The sequence below is a fragment of the Psychrobacter sp. Arc9 genome (assembly GCF_041431295.1).
Lineage (GTDB): Bacteria > Pseudomonadota > Gammaproteobacteria > Pseudomonadales > Moraxellaceae > Psychrobacter.
The window spans coordinates 70,376-92,071 of the sequence record NZ_JASMRK010000010.1 but is presented as its reverse complement, the minus strand read 5'-3'; the positions used below and the strand labels follow the sequence as shown (position 1 = coordinate 92,071).

The following is a 21,696-nucleotide window of genomic DNA, read 5'->3' as shown; positions in this document are numbered from 1 at the left end:
CTTGTTTTACACCCTACTCATTTCTACGCCATACCGAAAATATTATGAAAAACACTATATACAGCTTATCTTCCAAAAAACCTCTACACCTTACCTTAGTAGGCGTCGTCAGCCTTGCCAGTACTTTAGGTCTCAGCGCTTGCCAGCAAACCCCAGACTATAACTATCTGATCGGTGAGACGATGGGGACGAGCTACCATATTAGCTATCAGTTGCCTGATGATGCGGACGAAGCTGCCATACAAGCTGCGGTAGACGAGCGCCTAAAACAAATTAACGATAGCATGTCTACCTATCAAAACGATTCAACAATATCTACATTCAACCGTTTGGGCAAAGACAAACCTATCACTATCGATGCTGATTTTAGTCGTGTGCTAGATGTCTCGCAAATTGTCTATCAGCAATCAGGCGGTGCTTTTGACCCTACCGTTATGCCACTCGTAAACACCTGGGGCTTTGGAAGTACCATGACGGTCGAGCGTTTACAAAGTCCACCGACCGCAGTAGAGATTGCTCAAGCAAAAGCATTGGTCGATTTTGAGAGCATCATAAAGAAAGACGACACCATCTATAAGACCAAAGACGGCGTTGGTTTAGATTTTTCTGCCGTTGCCAAAGGCTATGGCGTCGATGTCATCGCTGATGTGTTGAGAGATGATTACCAGATTCGTAACTATATGGTTGAGATCGGCGGTGAAATTGCCACCTCTGGTGTGAACAACCAGCAGCAGCCATGGCAAATTGCGATTGACGCTCCTATTGAAGGCAGCACGGTCAGCGAACGCCAAACCGTATCTGCTATTCGCCAGCCCAAGAATACGGCTAGTCAAATGCATTTAGCGACCTCTGGCAACTATCGTAACTCTGTCATATTCGATGGCAAACGCTATAGCCATACTATCGATCCGACAACGGGCAACCCTATTGCAGGCGGCGCACCTTCAGTCACTGTCGCAGCTGATTCGGTTGCACTGGCGGATGCGTGGGCAACTGCCCTTACCGCGATGCCTTATCACAAGGCACTAGATGTCGCTAAAACACAAAATCTGGCGGCCATGTTTGTGGTGCTAGCTGATGATGTAAAAGCAAAAGGTTCTGACGATATGTCTAACGAAGCTGCTGACGATGACATTGACGACTGGCAGGTGGTACAGACACCAGCGATGAAAGCGTTACGTGCTGATAAAAAGCTCTAAACGTTCTCTAAGCTCTAGACGGTATACTCTACAAGCCACTGGTAAGTGATAGATGTGAAACAAGAGAATACGTTAACGCACAACGAGCTGCACTAAAATTTGCTATACTATTATACAGTTGTTATTAACGGTGCTTAGCTGTCATGAACTTAGACAACACTACTAATAACTGCCCTATTTTTTAAAATGAGGTTTCCTCTATGCTTAGCCAACTGCTTCCTATGCTTGCCATTACTTTCACCGTATTTGTCCTATTCTTCATTTTTATGGGCGTCGGTTATATGGTCAAAAAAAAGCCGCTTAGAGGATCTTGTGGCGGTGTTGCCAAATTGATGGGCGACGAAAATTGCTCGTTTTGCGGCAATGATCCCAATAAGTGCGATTCATTAATCGCTGAACAACAAGAGAATGCATTAAGAGCTGCTCAATTGGGTAAATCGGTTTAATAGCCTATTGGTTACCATACGCTGGTAGCATTTACCTGACATATGTTCTTATAATAGCGTCAAGTCATTCAAAAGTGACTTGGCGCTATTTTTATTGTGCGATAAGACTACTTATTTAAGATTCCTTATTATCGCCATCTTTTATTATCACTGTTCTAAAGCCGTAACTCGAAGTAACCACTCATATATTAAGCTGCCTGCCGATTTAGCAAAGTCAGTTAAGCGAATGTATGTCTTACGCGCTACATATATTTTTCGGTCGCATTTAAGATATCGATTACCGTTTAGGTACGTGTCTGGGTAAATGCTCTCTGGTGTTATTTTATAAGCGGCAATTTCTTGGCGCTGTTTGATAACGTGTTCTTTTTTCGCTGTCATCGTTGTGCTGCTATGTCTACCTCGTCCAATCTATCTGCTTCATCTAGCCTGCCCTCCTCACGCTTTACCTTTTGGTTGGTACTGTGTGCCATGATTCTGCTAGCTACCAATATGCGTGCGCCTATCGTCGCGCTAGGTTCTATCGCCCCAGTGGTAAAAGACGCGCTTGATATCTCTGAGTTTCAGATAGGCTGGCTAGGAGCAGTGCCTATGCTGAGCTTTGCCGTTGGTGCGCTGATTTCCCCAACCATTGGTAAGCGATTCGGACTAGAAAACACACTGATTGCCATGATTGGGCTATTGACGGTAGGGATGATTATCCGTACCGCTATCCCGACATGGAGTGGGTTTTTAATTGGTACTTTGCTACTTACCCTTGCTATTGGTTTCGCTAATACTTTAGCAGCACCGGTCATTAAACAGCGTACCCCGCAACATATTCCGCTGATTACTGGTCTGTTTAGTCTGACGATGACCACAGCAGCAGGTATCGTCGCAGGCGTCGTATTACCGCTATCGGAGCAAGTAGGTTGGCAGTGGGCATTAGGCGGTTGGACAATACTAGGCGTATTTGCCTTTGTTATCTGGCTGTTCTTACGTGTACGTTTGGGTTCGTCCAATCATCAAGCAGTTATCCCTGCGGCTTTAGGTTCTTCTGATATCTCTATGTGGCGAACCACCTTTGCGTGGCAGATTGCTATTTTTATGGGATTGCAGTCATTATTGTTTTACACCGTTGCCAGTTTTTTACCATCGATTTGGGTCAGTAAGGGACTATCTGCCGTCAGTGCTGGACAGATGGGCTCTGTATTTCAGTTTATGGCACCGGTTTCTATCTTAAGTTTAACTTGGTTGGTCAATCGCGGCCGACCTATTCAAGCATTGGCTGTATTTGCTGCTGTGCTAAACGTCGTTGGTATATTGGGTGTCAGCTATCTATCGACTGATTTGGCATGGCTATGGTCAGGTATGATGGGCATGGGCTGTTCAGCAATTTTTACCTTGAGCATGATGCTGTTCTCTATGCGTACTTATACGACCAATCAGGCAAGTGAGCTGTCTGGCATGGCTCAAGCAGTTGGTTACGTCATTGCGTTTTTTGGGCCATTGGGTACAGGCTGGCTGCATGAAACAACGGGCAGTTGGAGTGTGCCACTTTTTATTATGCTGATACTGATGATTGTCAACGTCGTGATTGCTTGGCTTGTTAGTCGTCCAGTGATGGTCGATGGCAAATATATTTGATTGCTATAAGCCTTTGTTATTCATAAGGCCATAATTGCTAACACGCAATAAAGCGGCTTTAAATTAACCTTAGGGCAATATAGGTCACTGTCTTATTTTGCTATAGTCAGTTCAATATAACTTAGATACTTAATATAAGCTGGATACTCAATATAATCTGGATAAAAGGAAGGTGAGTGACAGTACTACCAATAGTAGACTGAGCGAGCCTGACGACTCATCCGACTGATACCGTATCTGATTTAGATAGGATTTGACTATACCTTGGTTTGATTGCATATAGGACATAACACCCATGATGAAATTTCCCTCTCGTTTTGGTCGGTGCTTGCCTGCTATCGCTATGCTCGCAGCTGTAATGGCTATCAGTGGCTGTCAAAAAGAAGCTGAAACGACACCTGCTACTGACACGCAGAGTACCAGTACTGAAGCGACTAACCGTCAAGCCAGCACTGCTCCAGTAGCCACTGAAACCGCAGCATCAACTGATCAACAGGTCAAATCCTCATCACTTACTATTCTAGCGCTTGGTGACTCACTGACAGAAGGTTTGGGAGTGGACAAAGACGACAACTATCCTGCTCAGTTAGAAGATCGTCTGCAAGAGATGGGCTACGCTAACGCCAAAGTTATCAACTCAGGTCTAAGCGGTGAAACCAGTACGGGATTGGTCAATCGATTGGACTGGGTATCGCAAACCAAACCTGACATCACTATATTAACTATCGGTGCTAACGATGCGATACGCGGTATCGATGTGGCGACCATTGAAGCCAATATTCGTACTGCGGTTAAGCACCTGCAAGACAATGGCAGTGTCGTCATCTTGGGCGGTATGTCGATCTATGACAATCTAGGCAGTGAATACGTCGCGGCATTCTCAGACATTTATCCACGTGTTGCCAAGGATATGAATCTAACGCTTATTCCGTTCTTCTTAGAGGGCGTCGGCGGTGACCGAGAGCTTAACCAAGCAGATGCGATTCATCCAACCAAAGAAGGCTATGAGATTATCGTTAATAACAATATCCTGCCTATTCTAGAGACTAAGTTAAAAGAGCTAGAAGAACTACAAGAGTTAAAAACAGCCGATACCGATAACACAGCTACGACTGCTCAAGACAATACGACAGAAAATAAGACAAACGAGACTATTTAACGAGACCATTAAACGAGATACTGTAATGACATCATCATCTTCGACTGCCACAGCAACGCCACAAGCAGACGCTAAGACACAAGCACTACTGACCGCCTCACAGTTAAATAAAACCGTACAAGTCGGTGAGCAAAAGCTGTCCATCATCAAAGACGTGGATATCTATGTTAATGCTGGCGAGTTTGTGGTCATTATGGGCAAATCAGGCTCAGGTAAATCTACTTTGTTAGGTTTACTCGCGGCATTAGACTATCCCGATAACGGTACGGTATCGCTGGCAGGTCAAATGCTTAGCAGTCTTGACGAAGATGCGCTAGCCGTTATTCGTCAACAGGATATGGGCTTTGTCTTTCAGTCGTTTCATTTATTGCCCACACTGACCGTCGCTGAAAATATCGCCTTTCCACTTGATATTGCCAGACGTCCAAACCTAGCACGCGTAGACGAGCTGATAGATGCGGTCGACTTAGGGCATAGACGTCACAGCTTACCCAATCAGTTGTCAGGTGGTGAGCAGCAGCGTACAGCAGTAGCACGAGCACTGGTATCGCATCCAAAGATTGTGTTTGCGGATGAGCCAACGGGTAACTTGGATGAGCAAAATGCTGATCAAGTCATGCAGCTATTGTTAGACCTACGTCAACAGGTTGGCTCGGCACTGGTGGTCGTGACTCATGACCCTGCACTTGCCGAGATGGCAGATCGCGTCATCACTATGCATGACGGCCGCATTGTACCTACATGAATAACTGGATTGTATCTTAATGAATAGTAAGCCCACAGACAACAAATCGCCTGATACAAAAAAGACTGCTACCAGTATGCATCAAGAGTCCAGTTATCCTAGCGGCATTCTTAGTCAACTATTTACCCGTACTCTAGGTTTTCAAACACTAGGCTCACAAGCACTCAGCCGTAGTTGGTGGCAGCGCTGGGTGTATCCCGTGTTGTTCCTACTAACGTTGACCTTGTCACTTGCAACCTACCTAACCCTCGACTCTGTGCAGCAGTCTGTCGATAGCTACATCAATGACAATCAGCGCGCGCTCGTTGGTGGGGATCTAATCCTAAACAGTAAGCAAGACTGGCCAAGCGAAGTATTGTCACAGGTAGAAACTATCCCTGATACACAGACGGTGTATGACTATCAGTTTAGCGCCATGCTGGTCAACGATGAGCAAACCTTGCTTGCCAGCGTCAAAGCCGTCTCGCCGTCGTATCCCCTATACGGCACAGCGGAGCTTGCCTCAGGACAGCCACTGTGGGATCAGCTAACATCTGACAGTGTGATCGTCGCACCAGAAGTGCTCAGTAGTCTACAGGCCGATGTCGGCGACCGTATCACCATTGGCGATGCGCAGTTCACGATTAGTGATGTACTAACCAAAGAGCCTGACCGTCCGCTGACCACCTTTGGTTTCGGTGGGCGTGTGTTGATGAAACAAGATGCACTTCCATCAACCAACCTATTGGGACAACGTAGCCGAATAAACTATCGTATCGAGATGGCAGGCGATCCAGAGCTAATAACCACGCAGCGTGACAAGCTCACAGATATCCTGACTAATTATCCTGATATCGAGCTCTCTGACGCAGAGTCTGCAGATACCTCGGTTTCGCGTATCTCTGATAATGTGCTGATGTTTTTAAAACTGCTAGTCATCGCGGTGTTACTACTATCTGCGGTCGCCATGTACGGCGTCATTAGTGCGTTTGTCAGCAAGCAGCAGTCCAATAACGCGATTCGCTTGGCGCTCGGCGAGCCACTTGGCTCACTCAAGCGTAGCTACTATCAGCTACTTATCGTCACGACTGTCATTGCTTGTATCGCAGCGGTTACCCTTAGTCTGGGCTTGCTTAAAATCGGTCAGCCGTATCTGGTCGCTATATTGCCTGCCGACGTTGGTCTAGCCATCAATCCAATCAGTGCGATTAAAACCATTGTGATTGCTTTAGCCCTGACGCTACTGATTGCGCAGCGTGGTCTAAGCGCACTTAACACGACCAAACCCGCTACCCTACTCAATCAAGGGGCGAGCACGCAAACACAAAGCTTGCCTTGGTATCGACGCGTACCGTTACTATGGTATGGCTTGGTGCTGGCAGGGCTGTATGCTTTCTTTGCTTATGAAGTGGGTTCGCTGTCATTAGGCGCACAGTTATTGGGCGGCTTGATTGGCTTTGTGGCGATATTTTGGCTATTGGCACGTGGGTGGCTCTGGCTGCTCAACAAGTTGGCAAGTAATACCAAGGTCAGTTGGATGCAGCGTATCTCCATTCATAATCTGGCGCGTAAAGGCAACCAATCAGCGTTATTCTTTGTCACCTTATCACTATCGGTGGCGGTGCTGACGCTTATCACCACACTCAATCACAGTATCAATGCGCAGTTTATCAATGCTTATCCTGAAGACGCGCCCAATCTGTTTTTGCTCGATGTGCAGAGCGATCAGCATGACGATATTGATGCGTTCATTGAGGCGCCTGTCACTTATTATCCCGTCATTCGTGCCCGTGTGGAAACGGCAAATGATGTGGCGGCAAAAGATATCGAGCCTGCTGATGGGTTTGATGATCCCACGCGTGTCTTTAACTTGAGCTATGCAGATACGGTCATGGAGACAGAATACATCACTGAATCGCTCACAGATGATGCGCTATATACCCCTATCGATGCGACAAATGAGCAAATCAAACCCTTGTCTATCTTGGACACTGCTGCCAGTATGCTCAATGTCGGTATGGGTGATCAGGTACGTTTTAACATTCAAGGTATCGAAATCATCGGGCAGATTACCAGTATTCGCACGCGCTATGAGCGTGGCCCAAGTCCGTATTTTTACTTCTTGTTTGAGCCGTCTGTACTATCCGCCGCCCCGCAGATTCAATTTGCCACCGCGCACGTATCAGAAGATGCCATTCCAGAACTGCAAGGCAAGCTGGTACGCGAGTTCCCTGCTGTCACTACGATTGATGGCACTGCTATCGCCAAGCAAATCCAAGAGTTGGTGGTACAAATGAGCCGCTTGGTCTATGTGTTTACCTTACTTGCCCTACTCACTGGCGTCATGGTGCTGATCAGCTCGCTACTGTCTACCTCACAAGATCGCATGAAAGACAGCGCGTCATTTAGACTGCTCGGTATGCAAAAGCGGGACTTGTATATGCTCAATATCTTAGAGCTGGGTGTGCTTGGTATTAGTGCGGCGACCTTTGCCGTTGTGATCGCCAGCGTTGGCGCATGGGCAGCAATCACGCAATGGTTTAATCTACAATTTAGTGTGCCGTGGACGAGCTTGGCGATTGGCGGTGCAGCATTAATCGTGTTGCTGTTTGCCATTGCTATTATTTATGTGAGATTGGTGATTGGGCGCGGAATTATGGCAAGAGTAAGGGCGATGATTTAGTGAGTTGATGTTGAAGATTTTGTTGTAACGAAAATATGTTTAGTGCATGTAACCAATATCTCGTGTATTATTGTATTTAAATGTAGATTAAATATTACAATATTTTACATATTTCTATATCTTGTCATCACCTGAATAGGATAGAATAAATGCTTGCATTTATTCTATCCTATTCAGGTGATGACATAGTTTTTCATGCCTTTCATCTTATTTATCTTTTATAAATCAATATCTTATACATCACTAAAATTTATATTCTGATAATGATTTTTTCTAATATAGAGGTTAGTTATTACTATCTATATACATTAACTCCTTGTTAATCCTTAATATTACAGTTACGATACCTTAGAAATAAAGCTGTGCTCATTATCATAATATGAGTATAATATCCGACCATTAAAAATTAGAGGTTTCTATGATAGGAGATATTTTTAGAAAACTAGTAAATTCAAGTGCTGAAAATCTTTCTATTCTAGAAATCGAAGAGAAAGTAAGAAGTACTAAGAATTTAGAAGTGATACCATTTACTAAATCCGAGAATAGTCTTGTTCCTGCAAGAGGGAATGTTTTTGATTATAAAAAAATGACTACTAGTGATATTAATGATGCGCTTGACGAGTACGTTTTTATAGAGTGTTAGATTAATGACAGTGACTAATGAAGATGAAGTCTACAAATTTTATAATGAAACATTTAAGTACTTATACGCTGATTTAGTTGCAACCATTGGAGAGAAAAGCGAGCAAGTATCATTCGAACTGCAAGCATGCTTAAGCCATTTAGTTGTTGCTAAAACCACTACTTGTCTTGAGACAGCTACAAAGAACTATGACAAGGCACACGGTCATCTAGTTAGGGCGTCTTTAGACTGCGCAAAATTGATATGGATTGAACTACGTAAAAGAGCTAAAGACTTTTCTAGTGATGCAGACTTGATGCAACTTGGACATAATTCTACAATGGATGGTTGTTATAAATTACTCAAAGAATCTGAAGAATTTGCTAAAAAAGCTCGAAGAGCAGAAGTAACGAACACAGGTGTAAACCCTGAAGACACAATTATTCTGTGGTATCAATCTATTGAGGCTTTAAATAAATTTTTGGATTTATTTGTAGCAAGCAAAGTGAGTTCTATTAAAAAGGTTAGAAAAACCAAGACTTTTAAAGATAGATTATGGGATATATTAGTAGCTTTTGTTATAGGTATGATTGTTACACTATTAGCTGGTTATGCATCGGGAAGTTTTGAACTAAAAAAACCAGATTTCTTAGTAAATTTTTTATACTCTCAAACGACTGTACAAAAGTAAGTTTCTTCAAACGTAGTACTCATAACTATTATAGACTGTTTTATTGGTCCAAACATTTGTTACTTTTAACCAGATCTACCTAGCAAACTTTTGTTTAAATTTATATTTCGTTACATTCACAATTAAGATTTGGAAATTTTGCGCCCCTATTCATTTAGCGGGCGTTTTTTATTTACTTGACGTACAAACAGATAAGACAATATCAACACTACTGCGTGCTTACCTTACCCCCACCATTTGCTATACTAGCCCCACTTTATCGGTTAAATACCCACTTATAACACCCTCCCAAACAGCATGGTAGCCTTATGAAATTCTCAAAGTTCGGTCAAAAATTTACCCAGCCCACTGGCATTTCACAATTGATGGACGATTTGGGCGACGCGCTAAAAAGCGATCAGCCAGTCAACATGCTGGGCGGTGGTAATCCTGCCAAAATTGATGCTGTCAATGAGTTGTTTTTGGAGACCTATAAGGCGCTGGGCGTTGATAACGACGCAGGCGTACCCAACAGTAGCGCGATTATTAGCATGGCGAACTACTCTAATCCGCAAGGTGATGCCGCCTTTATTGATGCGTTGGTTGGCTTCTTTAACCGTCATTATGATTGGAATCTTACTTCAGAAAACATTGCCCTGACCAATGGCTCACAGAATGCGTTTTTCTATCTGTTTAATCTGTTTGGCGGTGCGTTCGTTGATGAAAATAGTCAAGATGAGAATAGCGAGTCTATCGACAAGTCCATTCTACTGCCATTGACCCCTGAGTATATTGGCTATAGCGATGTGCATGTGGAAGGTCAGCATTTCACCGCGGTATTACCGCATATCGATGAAGTGACGCATGATGGCGAGGAAGGTTTCTTTAAATATCGTGTGGATTTTGACGCGTTAGAGAACTTGCCAGCGTTAAAGGAAGGTCGTATCGGCGCGATTTGCTGCTCACGCCCAACTAATCCTACTGGCAACGTGCTAACCGATGATGAAATGGCGCATTTGGCCGAGATTGCCAAACGCTATGACATACCGCTAATTATCGATAACGCCTACGGTATGCCCTTCCCCAATATCATCTACTCTGACGCGCATCTGAATTGGGATAACAATACGATTCTGTGCTTTAGCCTGTCGAAGATTGGTTTGCCTGGTATGCGTACGGGTATTATCGTGGCTGATGCCAAAGTAATCGAAGCGGTCAGCGCGATGAATGCAGTGGTCAATCTAGCGCCGACACGCTTTGGTGCAGCGATTGCCACGCCGTTGGTAGAGAATGACCGTATCAAGCAGTTAGCCGATAATGAGATTAAGCCGTTTTATCAAAAGCAGGCGACACTCGCGGTGAAGCTATTAAAAGAAGCCTTGGGCGATTATCCGTTGGTCATTCATAAGCCTGAAGGCGCGATATTCTTATGGTTATGGTTTAAAGACTTGCCAATTAGCACGCTGGATCTATACGAGCGCCTTAAAGAAAAAGGCACGCTTATCGTGCCAAGTGAGTACTTCTTCCCTGGTGTCGATGTTAGCGATTATCAGCACGCACATGAGTGTATCCGCATGAGTATCGCCGCTGATGAGCAGACGCTAACGGATGGTATTAAAGCCATTGGTGAAGTCGTACGTGAGCTGTATGATGAAGCCAAGAAATAAGATGAGCTGCTAGAATTATAAATTCAAATAGCAAAGTGAAAAAACGGACTAATCAATAGTCCGTTTTTTTATGGCGTTTGGTCAATGAAGTAGATTTATAGGTTGGTCGAAATATAGTCGTCCACTTATTCAATGCAAAGAGCACATACGACAGCATACACGTATTAATCAAATCACGGATACTCGCGAGTATCTGATCACGGCTCAAGCTTGCCAAGCCAAGCGATTCAATCGTATCTCGATTGTCCAGATACTCACCCAACAGCGCAATGCAAGTCACGACGATCAGAGCGATAAATGACCGAATACCTTGGCTTTTGATAATAGGACGCAGCGCAACCAGACACAGCAGATAAACACCGACACCGACATAGATATGTAAGGCATCTTTGGCAAGGCCAGTTGTTTCCACAACATTCATTTTAAAGGCAGTAAAATCCACTGAGATATTCCAAATATAAGCAAGTAGAAAATAACTGAGCGTATCACTAAACCATGATGGCTAAACTATAATAGCTGAAGAATAGCAGCTACAAAGTGATGGCTGAGCATAAAAAAGGCAGATTATACAATTGATAATCTACCTTCTACTAAATTAAATATTCACTTCACGTTTATCGCCTACTTACACATTCCACTCTACGAAGTTCTTGAGCAGTTGCAAGCCAGCAGTATGGCTCTTTTCTGGATGGAATTGGGTGGCAAATAGATTGTCTTGGATCACACTGGCGCAGAACGGTTGACCATAGTCACATACCGCCGCTACTTGTGAGCTATCGGCAGGCTCACAGTAATAACTATGCACAAAGTAAAAATGCGCATTGTCTTCGATACCGTGCCAGAGCGGATGGTCAAAATCCATACCGCTGATGGTATTCCAGCCCATATGCGGTACTTTTATCGTCGCACCCTGCTTGTCTTTCCACGTAGGGTCAAACGCTTCTACAGTGCCGTTTAAGATGCCTAGGCAGTCCGTACCACCATTTTCAGCTGACTGCTCAAACAACGCCTGCATGCCCACACAGATGGCCATAACGGGCTTGTTAAACACTGCATGACGTATGACATCATCAATGCCCGCCTCGTGCATACCAGCGATACAATCACGCATCGCACCCACACCAGGGAAAACAATTTTATCAGCCGCCGCAACGACTTTTGAATCATTGGTGATAGAGACTTCTGCCCCGACTACTGATAGGGCTTTGCTAGCAGAATGCAGGTTGCCCATACCATAATCTAGTAGTGCTACTTTAGTCATCGATTGGTTCTCATTTTTAAATATTTTGACTACTGTACTATTTATATTATTGACCATTTATATTGTTGGCTATTGCCCTTTCTATTATCGCGGGTGTAGATAAGGTTTTGCTACAAGGAAGTCAAGCGCAGGCTGTACAACTAGTACGCCAAGCTTGACTGACACCGTAGAAGAGCCTTAAATGCGCCTTAGAAAGCCTCTTTGGTCGATGGCAAGGTGTTCAACGCACGCTCATCGTACTCACAGGCCATACGTAACGCACGAGCAAAGGCTTTAAAGGTTGATTCGATCTGATGATGGCTGTTTTTGCCTTTTAGATTGTCCAAATGCACAGTCATCCATGAGTGATTGACGAACCCGTAGAAAAACTCACTGAATAGGTCAACATCGAAACGGCCGACGTGCGAGCGCGTAAATGGAATGTCCATATGCAAACCAGGACGCCCTGACAGATCGACGACAGCACGGGTCAATGACTCATCTAGCGGCGCATAGAAATGCCCATAACGACGAATGCCTTTCTTGTCACCCAATGCTTTATTGAACGCTTGGCCAAGGGTAATGCCAGTGTCTTCGACGCTATGATGGTCATCAATAAACGTATCACCGGTACATTTGATATCTAGGTCAAACAAACCGTGACGCTTAATTTGATCAATCATATGATCCAAAAATGGCACACCAGTGTCTACCACACCTTTACCCGTACCATCTAGATTAACGGTACAGGTGATTTGTGTTTCGGCAGTGATACGCTCAACGGTCGCGATACGTTCAGGGCGACCATATAGATTTACGTTTTTTGACTCAGTTTGCTCAGGTGTGGCAGCAGTCGTCGTTGCATTGGCTGTCATGGCTACTCTCTATCAGTTTTTTATCAGTGAAAAGCGGTCAATAAATAAGGCAAAAACCTGCCCAAAATATTTTACTAGTGTCTGGGTCAGACCTTAGCAAAAAATGATATATACAAAAGATATCAACATATTAGGGTTTATACATACTAAATATTATATAGCCTCATCATAGCAAACCCTAACATTTACTGCCACGACCAAGCGGTAAACCACGCACAAAATCACCTCATTCTGCTAAAATAGTGTGTTCAGTATTATCAATCATGACTCGCGCTGACTTTGAAGACCCTTACTTACGGCACTGCACGCTATGACTTGTGCTGTCTCATACTGCTTATTTATACTATAGAAACCCTCTATTTATAGGAACTGCTATGCCTTTAGAAGCGATCGCCATTAATAGTTTGGATGCGCCACTTATCAAAAAACCTGCTCGCGACAACGAGCTAGCAGAGCGCTTGCAAGCGTTGTACGATAGTGATGATGCACAGCCTGACGGTCTCGAGGTATTAAATATCATTAAGCAAGGGTTTAAACGTGGACAGTACCTCTATGTCGGGATGTTCAATGATAAGCCTATCGCCGCTGTCGCCTGCTTTGATGACGGGCAGACCAATGCTAAGCGCCTGCAGTACCTCACTGTGCATCCAGAGAATCGTAAACGTGCTATCGATGCCAAGTTTATTAAACTGGTCTATGATTGCGAAGTTAGAAAAGGCGTACGTGAATTTGTCCCTGCTGACGCCGATATTCACCGTATCATGAGCGAGTACGAACTATTACGTGTAAAAGACTAAACTGAGCGCTAAAACGGTTAATTTTGCCAATATCTAATTATTTATCGTCTTTTATCAGATATAATGCAAAAACAGCTTGACAGAAGCGCGTATATTTAGTTTAATAGCGACCTCAACGAAGACGGCTCGATAGCTCAGTAGGTAGAGCAACGGATTGAAAATCCGTGTGTCGGCAGTTCGATCCTGCCTCGAGCCACCATTCGTTAATAGAATTCTAAAAAGCCCTAAACAGCAATGTTCGGGGCTTTTTTTATGTTTAAATTTTACCGTATTCTTTAGCGTTCATTCTATTCATGTGTTGCTCTTATTTGTAGAGCCGACCACTATTCGTACAACCGACCACGTAATAATAAATTACAGCGCTCACGCGAATCCAAGTCGTATATAGTTGCGTGGTAATCAATACCGTGACGCCCCTCAAAAAATATCACTCGGTCGCCCACTGCCAAAAAACAAGACGTGCGTGCATCATAGATAAAGCCATCTATCACAAATGCCAAATCGCGATCTATCTCGCGTACCGTGTAGGTCTCACCTTGCGGAATCAAACGTTCAAACCATGCGCTGTGAGCCGTCGTGTTGGCTAGTATGCTTGTCGTTAGCAATAGCCATGCCACCAGTATATTTTTGGTCAATCGCAAACGGCTCAGCTCATTTACACTTATTTTATTTCTCAACATAGTATCTCTCGTGGCATTGCACTCATCATATTTGTAGCCTTCATACGTCCCACAGCTGACTTTACCATAACCATTTCTACTTAACGCTTTTGATGCTAAATACCTACTGTCACGGTTGCATAACATTTTTGTGCTTTTTTCTAAACAGCTTGGCTAAGTATACTCAATAACCATATATGAATAGACAAAAATAATAGGTCATAGCTATGAGAGAGTTTGATTACGACTTGGATTATAAGAGTTTAGATTTGCGCGCTCAGCCTGAGTTGTACCGTGTCGCTCGCGGTGAGCAAGGCGTATTACTGGTAGAGCCGTATAAGTCTGAGATTTTACCCCATTGGCGTTTTGCGACTCCTGACATTGCCCGCGAAAGCAGTGAAGCTATCTATCAGATGTTTTTAGATTACTTGGCTGACGATGATTTCGTCGGTGCAGATATGGCGCGTAAGTTTATACAAATGGGCTATACCCGCGCTCGTCGCTATGCCAATCATAAAGGCGGCAAAAAATATAAAGGCGCGGTACCTGATGATAAAAAAGGTCAAAGCGGCGCCCATGGCCGCGAAGAATTGCCACGACAAGAGGAAGACCCAGTCAAAGCAGAGTCCGCACGGATCTTTAAAGTTAAATGGGATGAATGCCGTGAGAACGAAGATTATTTAAGAATGAAGAAAGAGCATCGTGAACGCTATAAAGATGTCGAATAGTTGCTACTGTGCTAAGGTATGGCCAATATAATAAATATAACGATTTCCAATAGTGAGGAACAATGAATAAGCAGCTTTTAATTTTTGATTTTGATGGAACACTCATTGATAGCGTACCCGATTTGGCCGACGCAACCAACGCCATGCTAACCACATTAGGCAAAGACACCTACCCTATCGAGACGATACGCAATTGGATAGGAAATGGCTCACGCCTGCTCGTAGAGCGCGCTTTGGTTGGTAAAGTGGAAGTAGCAGATGGCGAGCTAACGGTCGGAGAAGCTGATCACGCAGAGCAAATATTTTTTGAGGCTTATAGGAATCTTAGTGGTAGTAAAACCGTTGCCTATCCAGATGTCGATGACGGACTCAAAAAACTGCACGCAGCTGGCTATACGCTTGCTTTAGTCACCAACAAGCCCATTCGATTTGTACCGAAAATACTACAGTCGTTTGGCTGGCAAGATTTGTTTAGTGAAGTGATGGGCGGTGACAGTTTACCTGTCAAAAAACCAGACCCAACGCCCCTACTGCATGTCTGTGAGACTCTCAATGTCAGTGTCGAGCAAGCAGTGATGATTGGTGACTCTAGAAACGATATGTTGGCTGGACAGAACGCCAATATGGACACGCTCGGCCTGTCTTATGGCTACAACTATGGGCAAGATATTCGCGAATTAAATCCAACCGAAGCCTTTGATCACTTTGCTGACTTGGTTGCTTGGATTATGAAAGATAAAGCCTAGTGTATATGGAATCTAACAATTATCACGGTGTAACTTTCTCAAATAGGGATTACGTTTTACTGCGATAGCTCAGCGCCTCAGATACGTGGGCGCTGTTGATATCGGTACTGTTAGCCAAATCCGCGATTGTACGTGCTACTCTTAGCACTCGATGATAACCACGAGCGGACAGATTCAAACGCTGCTGAGCAAGTTGCAATAACTGCTTTTCATTGTCGCCTAGTTGGATATATTCATCAATTTCGCTAGGGCTAAGTTCATTATTAACCTTTTGCTGGCGCTGCATTTGATGCTGATGCGCGACCACTACGCGATCCCGTACTTGCTTGGAGGTTTCACCTACCTGACTATTTTGCAAATCAGCAATCGGTAACGCAGGCACGGTAATATGTAAGTCAATACGATCTAAGAGAGGTCCAGATAACTTATCTTGATAGCGTTTGATTTGCTCAGGTCGACATCGACAACGTCCTGATGTATCGCCATCATAGCCACATGGGCAAGGATTCATCGCAGCGACCAATTGAAAATTCGCTGGAAAGGTCATTTGAGAGTTAGCACGGCTAATAGTAATTTGTTTGGCTTCTAACGGCTGGCGTAATACTTCAAGCACGCTCCGATCAAATTCTGGTAACTCATCAAGGAACAATACCCCTTTATTAGCAAGCGTAATCTCGCCTGGTTTTGGCCGTGAACCACCACCGACTAATGCTACAGCTGATATCGTATGATGCACTTGTCTGAACGGCCGCGTCCCATAGTCATAATCGCTGTCCGCCACCGAATAGGTACTGGCAACCTCTAGCGCATCTTCATCACTTAAGTCTGGCAATATTGTTGGCAATCGTGACGCCATAAGCGTCTTGCCAGAACCTGGTGGCCCTGTAAATAACAATGAATGACCACCCGCGGCGGCAATCTCTAGCGCGCGCCGAGCATGATGTTGTCCTTTGACATCGGCTAAGTCCACTTGATAGCCAACATGCTGCGGTGCTGGATTAGGCTGCACCACTGACAAACTCTCATAGTTTGCACTTGGGTCAACGAGCGACTGTAGATGATCACAAACTGCTTTTAGACTCTGAGCAGCTAGTATCGTTACGCCATCAACGCGGCTGGCCTCACGACCATTATCAATCGGTACAATCAGTTGCGGTGTCATCGGCGGCGAGTTATTTGAGTTATTTGAATTATTTTGCCTTTGTTCATCCGCTGCTACCTGAGACAACGCTATTGCTAGTTTTTCAGCTTTAATCGCCCGTGCGACTGCCAAACTACCAGTTACTTGTCGCAACTGGCCATTGAGCGCTAATTCGCCGATAAACTCAAATCCTGATAGTACCTCTGGCTCAAGCTGTCCGCTTGCTGCCAGTATGCCGATAGCAATTGGTAAGTCTAAACGCGCGCCATCTTTAGGCAAATCAGCAGGGGCTAAATTAATCGTGAGGCGGCGGTTAGGAAACTGGAAACCTGAATTGAGAATGGCAGAGCGCACCCTGTCTTTACTCTCACGCACGGCGGCCTCAGGTAGGCCAACGATGGTCAATGCAGGTAATCCTTGCGATAGATGCACTTCAATGATGACCTTGGGAGCATGCAGACCAACCACCGAACGGGTATAGACTTGGGCAAACGACATCAGCATCTTCCTAATACAGAGTGTCATTGATAATAAAGTATTATTTATCAACGCGCAAATGTCGTGTTTTATTGCTGGTGTAGAGAGAATCACCACAACCTCAGCGTCGTTCTGGGTTTTTTTATGTGTAAATGATAGCTCTATTCTAATATTTAAGAATACTCTCCGACCACCCCACTGCTAACAAGGATTTGTTATACTATCTACTATACATTTAGCGATACATACTGCTGCCGATGACGTATTAGAATCTTATTCTTAATCATTGATACAAGCGAAAAATAAACACCAAATCCGAAATCATTGTTAATCCAGAAACCAGCAGTATCTAGAGTAAAAACGAGGAATATCGCATGACAGACTATTCAGAACAAAATACTCAGCAGCCCTACAACCGTGCGGACGAGCCGCCCACGACTGTGCGCCCTGTTATGCAACCTGACAACCCTTATGCCAGTACACGCGGCAGTATTACGAGCAAGCAGCTACCAGCATTTGATGAGGCAATCATCAATAAGTACAATCGCTCAGGGCCACGTTATACCTCTTATCCGACTGCGCTAGAGTTCGCGCCAATACCAGATAGCTTCGAGAATATCGGTCTTGAGACGAAAATCCTGCAAAACCGTGAAGCGCGTGCTCCTTTATCGCTATATTTTCATATTCCGTTTTGTCGTCACCTTTGCTACTACTGTGCTTGTAATAAGATTATTACCAAAAAAAATAGTGATTCTGGCGATTACTTGCAGTATTTGATTGGTGAAATTACACATAAACGCCGCTTATTATCTACGCCAGAAGGCAGCGACAAACTATTGGTCAAACAGCTACATTTGGGCGGTGGTACGCCAACGTTTTTGCGTGACGAAGAGATGGTGCAGTTGTGGGAGTTTTTACAGACTCAGTTTGATTTTTTGCCAGAAGATGAAGGTGACTACTCTATTGAGATTGACCCTCGTGAGCTGAGTGAAAACACTCTAAAGATAATGCGTAATCTCGGTTTCAACCGTATTAGCTTAGGGGTGCAGGACTTGGATGAAACGGTGCAAATCGCCGTTAATCGTGTGCATTCAGCAGAGATTATTGAAACCGTGCTAACAGAAGCACGTGAGCTTGGTTTTCGCTCTATCAATATTGATTTGATTTATGGTTTGCCGCATCAAACACCTGATACGTTGGACAAAACTGTAAATCGTATCATCGAGATGTCACCAGACCGCCTATCGGTCTTTAACTATGCGCATTTGCCTGAGCGATTTAAAGCCCAACGTCAGATAAAAGATGAAGACTTGCCCAGCCCAGCTGCCAAACTGACGATGCTCGGCAATACTGTCAACACATTGACCGAAGCCGGTTATCAATATATCGGTATCGATCACTTTGCCAAACCTGATGACGAGTTGGCTATCGCCCAGCGTGAGGGTAAATTACATCGTAACTTTCAGGGTTACACCATCATGGGTGATTGTGACTTATTAGGCTTTGGTGTCTCATCAATCAGTCAGATTTCTAATGCCAATACGCGCTATATTTTGCAAAACGATACTGAACTACAGAGCTATCAAGCCAAGATTGATATGGCGAAAATTAATCCAACTGTCATGCCTGCAGTAAAGTACATTAAAACCTCTATTAAGGATCGCTTGCGTGAATATGTCATCATGAACCTACTATGTCATGACTATCTCGATTTTAAAGATGTGAATCAAAAATTTGGTATCGATGCCATCACCTATTTTATTAGTGAGATTCAGCAGTTGGGCGCTATGCAAGACGATAGATTGATAGATATGGATGCAGCAGGTATTCGCGTCTTACCTAGAGGTCGCTTGCTTGGCCGTAACGTCGCCATGGTATTTGATGAATATTTAGAAAAGAAACATCAAAACCGCTTTTCAAAAGTTATCTAAGCTAGCGAAACTTTAGTCCAATTAATACACATAAAAAAGACCTCAAGCGAGGTCTTTTTTTAATATTGCTATGACTTTTTACACTTTTAATTTATCACCGACCATACCTTTTACAGTGCTTAAGATATCTGCTGGTAATACCACCATTTTGGAGTTATCAGATTCAGCCAACTCTCGTATCGCTTTGATATACTGCTCACCCAGCAAGTATACGATGGGCATCTCTTCCTCGCCCATCGCACTAGTAATCAAACGAATCGACTCTTCAGAACCTCTGGCTAGTACTACTTGCGCTTCAGCATCACGGCGTGAAGCCTCCAAGCGACCATCTGCTTCTAAGATAGCAGCTTGCTTTTGACCATCAGCACGGGTCACGGTTGCACGGCGTAAACGCTCTGCCGCTGCTTGCTCTTCCATAGACGCTTGCATGGTCTGCGAAGGATTAATATCTTGAATCTCTACTGTCTTAAGGGTAATACCCCAATCTGCGATATCTTCTGAAATTGCATGTTTGAGCTTGGTTTTGATCTCGTCACGACTGGACAATGCACTATCAAGATCCATCTCACCAATGATTGAGCGCAATGACGTCTGCACCAGATTACGGATACCGTACTCATAATCTTCGATACCGTAGACCGCCTTGTCAGGACGCACGATATTAATATAAGCGACAGCGTTTGCAATGATAACGACGTTGTCACGAGTAATGACTTCTTGTGACGGGATATCGAGTACGATGTCCTTAGTCGTTACTTTATAAGCCACATCATCTACATAAGGGATGATGAGGTTGAGTCCAGGCTCTAGCGTTTGGCTATACTTACCCAGTCTCTGCACCACCCATTTATAACCTTGCGGTACAATACGTACGCCTTTAAACACGGTGAATACCACCAGTGCAATCAATACCACCATGACAATACTAAAGCTTTCCATAACTCATCCCTTATTATTATACCTGCATACTTTTATGCATCGCTGCCTGCGCTTTTGTACTGCTCACAATCAGCTCGTTACCCACGATATCCGTCACTACCACTCTATCGCCGATTGCCACCTGCTCCCCTCTCGTACGGCACATCCATTCAGCAGCACCAACGATAGGAACACTAAATCTAACTGTGCCAGCTTTATCTAGCTGCGGTGACACGATAATCATTCCGACCTCACCAACTATGACACTACCGCCTAGCCCAGCTTTGGTACGATCTACTGACAACGGTTTGATAAACTTAAACCAAGCTAGCAAAAACACAGCAGAGAGCACTAACCAGACGATAATCTGAACAGAGACAGAAATAGGCAACAGCCATGATAGCGCTGCAACGATGATGGCAGCGGCACCAAACCACAGACTGGCAAACGTCGGTACAAACATCTCAACGATTAGTAATAAGAAACCTAATACTAACCAATGCCAAGGTTCAATCATCCAAAGTATCTCCATCCTTGCCACCATTCCTATCTTTATCATTCCAGTTTTTAATGTAGCACATTTTTAAGGATAACAACGCTTTAACGATAATGATATATTATCGGTGAGCTACTTATAAATTATTACCCTAAAAGCCCCATCATAAATTTTAAGCAAAAAAAACGACCACTTAAAGTGATCGTTCTATTGACTAACTCTAACTCTATACTAGAATTTAAAATGGGCACCTAGAGTAATGCCGCTTGCATCAAAATCATCGCCTTCTACATCTATAGAAGGATAATAGTTGTACATGACTTCGGTAGAGACCATAGGAGTGAAGTTATAGCCTAAACCCAAGCCACCAGCTATACCTGTTTCTGAGTAGCTATCATCTGCACTAAATTCAGAATCTTCTTTGTCAGTATATTCTAAATCTAATTCATTCTTTGCTATTCCTAAACGACCTTTTGCATAAAGTGTAGTATTTGGAAATGCATAATCATAAGTTGCATATAAACCGTATACATCAGTGCTGTATTCTAGCTTTTCGAATGCATCATTGAAAACTTCTTCATCGCTAGTTGTCAAATATTCAGCTTCAATACCTATCTCTGGAGCAAACTTGTATCCCCCATAAACTCCATATGATACCGCATCATCAAGGTCAACTGCATCTACATCTGGGTTGTACTGGCCTACTTTCGCACCAGCATACGGTTGGCCTGCATAATTAACAGCTGCTTGTGCGCTCATCGTCATTACTGAACTAGCGATTACTGCGATTAAGGCCTTTTGTAGATTTTTCATAGATTTTCTCAACTTTATGTTTAGTAGAAAAACAACTTTCTAGTTATCAGATTTTACTGAACTATTTTTCACTAGATAGCAG

General features: G+C 43.9%; 21 protein-coding genes and 1 tRNA gene. 14 read left to right on the top strand and 8 right to left on the bottom strand.

Annotated elements, in window-relative coordinates; all coding sequences use genetic code 11:
* The first annotated feature begins 44 nt into the window (after positions 1–44).
* The 9 genes from QO187_RS07585 to QO187_RS07545 all read left to right on the top strand — a co-directional run bounded on the left by QO187_RS07585 (position 45) and on the right by QO187_RS07545 (position 10,793).
* Entirely contained in the window at positions 45–1,199 is a 1,155-nt protein-coding gene (locus tag QO187_RS07585) for an FAD:protein FMN transferase (RefSeq protein WP_102094875.1), read from the top strand.
* A 200-nt stretch (positions 1,200–1,399) separates the two neighbouring features.
* Positions 1,400–1,645 (top strand): (Na+)-NQR maturation NqrM, encoded by a 246-nt coding sequence (nqrM, locus tag QO187_RS07580; protein ID WP_057762175.1) that lies wholly within the window; start codon positions 1,400–1,402, stop codon positions 1,643–1,645.
* 390 nt (positions 1,646–2,035) lie between these two features.
* Positions 2,036–3,268 (top strand): CynX/NimT family MFS transporter, encoded by a 1,233-nt coding sequence (locus tag QO187_RS07575; protein WP_102094873.1) that lies wholly within the window; start codon positions 2,036–2,038, stop codon positions 3,266–3,268.
* A gap of 298 nt (positions 3,269–3,566) precedes the next feature.
* Positions 3,567–4,427, top strand: coding sequence for a GDSL-type esterase/lipase family protein (locus tag QO187_RS07570; protein ID WP_371547886.1), 861 nt, complete (start codon positions 3,567–3,569; stop codon positions 4,425–4,427).
* Between the two features lie 25 nt (positions 4,428–4,452).
* A complete protein-coding gene (locus QO187_RS07565) occupies positions 4,453–5,172 on the top strand; it encodes an ABC transporter ATP-binding protein (protein ID WP_102094871.1) in 720 nt (239 codons plus the stop codon).
* Positions 5,173–5,191: 19 nt separating this feature from the next.
* Positions 5,192–7,834 carry an ABC transporter permease gene (locus QO187_RS07560; RefSeq protein ID WP_102094870.1) on the top strand — a complete coding sequence of 881 codons (2,643 nt, stop codon included), beginning with the start codon at positions 5,192–5,194 and terminating at the stop codon, positions 7,832–7,834.
* 418 nt (positions 7,835–8,252) lie between these two features.
* Complete coding sequence (locus QO187_RS07555; protein WP_102091073.1) at positions 8,253–8,477, top strand: hypothetical protein; 225 nt, start codon at positions 8,253–8,255, stop codon at positions 8,475–8,477.
* A gap of 4 nt (positions 8,478–8,481) precedes the next feature.
* A complete protein-coding gene (locus QO187_RS07550; protein ID WP_102091074.1) occupies positions 8,482–9,147 on the top strand; it encodes a hypothetical protein in 666 nt (221 codons plus the stop codon).
* Between the two features lie 308 nt (positions 9,148–9,455).
* Positions 9,456–10,793, top strand: coding sequence for a valine--pyruvate transaminase (locus tag QO187_RS07545; protein WP_102094869.1), 1,338 nt, complete (start codon positions 9,456–9,458; stop codon positions 10,791–10,793).
* Positions 10,794–10,845: 52 nt separating this feature from the next.
* Here the strand turns inward: QO187_RS07545 and QO187_RS07540 are convergent, their stop codons facing one another.
* From QO187_RS07540 to hisB, 3 genes are all read right to left on the bottom strand, one after another.
* The gene (locus tag QO187_RS07540; protein WP_228153258.1) at positions 10,846–11,214 is read right to left on the bottom strand and encodes a hypothetical protein; all 369 of its coding nucleotides are present in this window, start codon (positions 11,212–11,214) and stop codon (positions 10,846–10,848) included.
* Between the two features lie 204 nt (positions 11,215–11,418).
* On the bottom strand, positions 11,419–12,054 hold the full coding sequence (hisH, locus tag QO187_RS07535; RefSeq protein WP_102094867.1) for an imidazole glycerol phosphate synthase subunit HisH: 636 nt from the start codon (positions 12,052–12,054) through the stop codon (positions 11,419–11,421).
* Between the two features lie 188 nt (positions 12,055–12,242).
* Positions 12,243–12,908 carry an imidazoleglycerol-phosphate dehydratase HisB gene (gene hisB / locus QO187_RS07530; RefSeq protein ID WP_057762189.1) on the bottom strand — a complete coding sequence of 222 codons (666 nt, stop codon included), beginning with the start codon at positions 12,906–12,908 and terminating at the stop codon, positions 12,243–12,245.
* Between the two features lie 374 nt (positions 12,909–13,282).
* On the opposite strand from hisB, the gene QO187_RS07525 reads away from it, so the two are divergent.
* Together QO187_RS07525 and QO187_RS07520 are read left to right on the top strand one after the other, a co-directional pair.
* Positions 13,283–13,705, top strand: a complete 423-nt coding sequence (locus tag QO187_RS07525) for a hypothetical protein (RefSeq protein ID WP_102094866.1) — start codon at positions 13,283–13,285, stop codon at positions 13,703–13,705.
* Between the two features lie 123 nt (positions 13,706–13,828).
* Positions 13,829–13,904, top strand: a tRNA-Phe gene (locus tag QO187_RS07520).
* 124 nt (positions 13,905–14,028) lie between these two features.
* On the opposite strand, the gene QO187_RS07515 is transcribed toward QO187_RS07520, so the two are convergent.
* Positions 14,029–14,385: a hypothetical protein gene (locus QO187_RS07515; protein WP_145990562.1), complete on the bottom strand. Its 357-nt coding sequence runs from the start codon at positions 14,383–14,385 to the stop codon at positions 14,029–14,031.
* 206 nt (positions 14,386–14,591) lie between these two features.
* On the opposite strand from QO187_RS07515, the gene QO187_RS07510 reads away from it, so the two are divergent.
* Complete coding sequence (locus tag QO187_RS07510; protein WP_101204739.1) at positions 14,592–15,092, top strand: DUF4385 domain-containing protein; 501 nt, start codon at positions 14,592–14,594, stop codon at positions 15,090–15,092.
* A gap of 62 nt (positions 15,093–15,154) precedes the next feature.
* Complete coding sequence (locus tag QO187_RS07505) at positions 15,155–15,838, top strand: phosphoglycolate phosphatase (RefSeq protein WP_102094864.1); 684 nt, start codon at positions 15,155–15,157, stop codon at positions 15,836–15,838.
* A gap of 49 nt (positions 15,839–15,887) precedes the next feature.
* Here QO187_RS07505 and QO187_RS07500 read toward each other — a convergent pair whose 3' ends face one another.
* Complete coding sequence (locus tag QO187_RS07500; RefSeq protein WP_102094863.1) at positions 15,888–17,477, bottom strand: YifB family Mg chelatase-like AAA ATPase; 1,590 nt, start codon at positions 17,475–17,477, stop codon at positions 15,888–15,890.
* Between the two features lie 431 nt (positions 17,478–17,908).
* Here QO187_RS07500 and hemN point away from each other — a divergent pair, with 431 nt between their 5' ends.
* Positions 17,909–19,387 carry an oxygen-independent coproporphyrinogen III oxidase gene (gene hemN, locus QO187_RS07495; RefSeq protein WP_371547884.1) on the top strand — a complete coding sequence of 493 codons (1,479 nt, stop codon included), beginning with the start codon at positions 17,909–17,911 and terminating at the stop codon, positions 19,385–19,387.
* A 78-nt stretch (positions 19,388–19,465) separates the two neighbouring features.
* Here hemN and QO187_RS07490 read toward each other — a convergent pair whose 3' ends face one another.
* The 3 genes from QO187_RS07490 to QO187_RS07480 all read right to left on the bottom strand — a co-directional run bounded on the left by QO187_RS07490 (position 19,466) and on the right by QO187_RS07480 (position 21,614).
* Complete coding sequence (locus QO187_RS07490; protein WP_057762202.1) at positions 19,466–20,326, bottom strand: SPFH domain-containing protein; 861 nt, start codon at positions 20,324–20,326, stop codon at positions 19,466–19,468.
* Positions 20,327–20,342: 16 nt separating this feature from the next.
* Positions 20,343–20,822: an NfeD family protein gene (locus QO187_RS07485; RefSeq protein ID WP_057762204.1), complete on the bottom strand. Its 480-nt coding sequence runs from the start codon at positions 20,820–20,822 to the stop codon at positions 20,343–20,345.
* 210 nt (positions 20,823–21,032) lie between these two features.
* On the bottom strand, positions 21,033–21,614 hold the full coding sequence (locus QO187_RS07480) for a porin family protein (RefSeq protein ID WP_102094861.1): 582 nt from the start codon (positions 21,612–21,614) through the stop codon (positions 21,033–21,035).
* Positions 21,615–21,696: the final 82 nt, after the last annotated feature.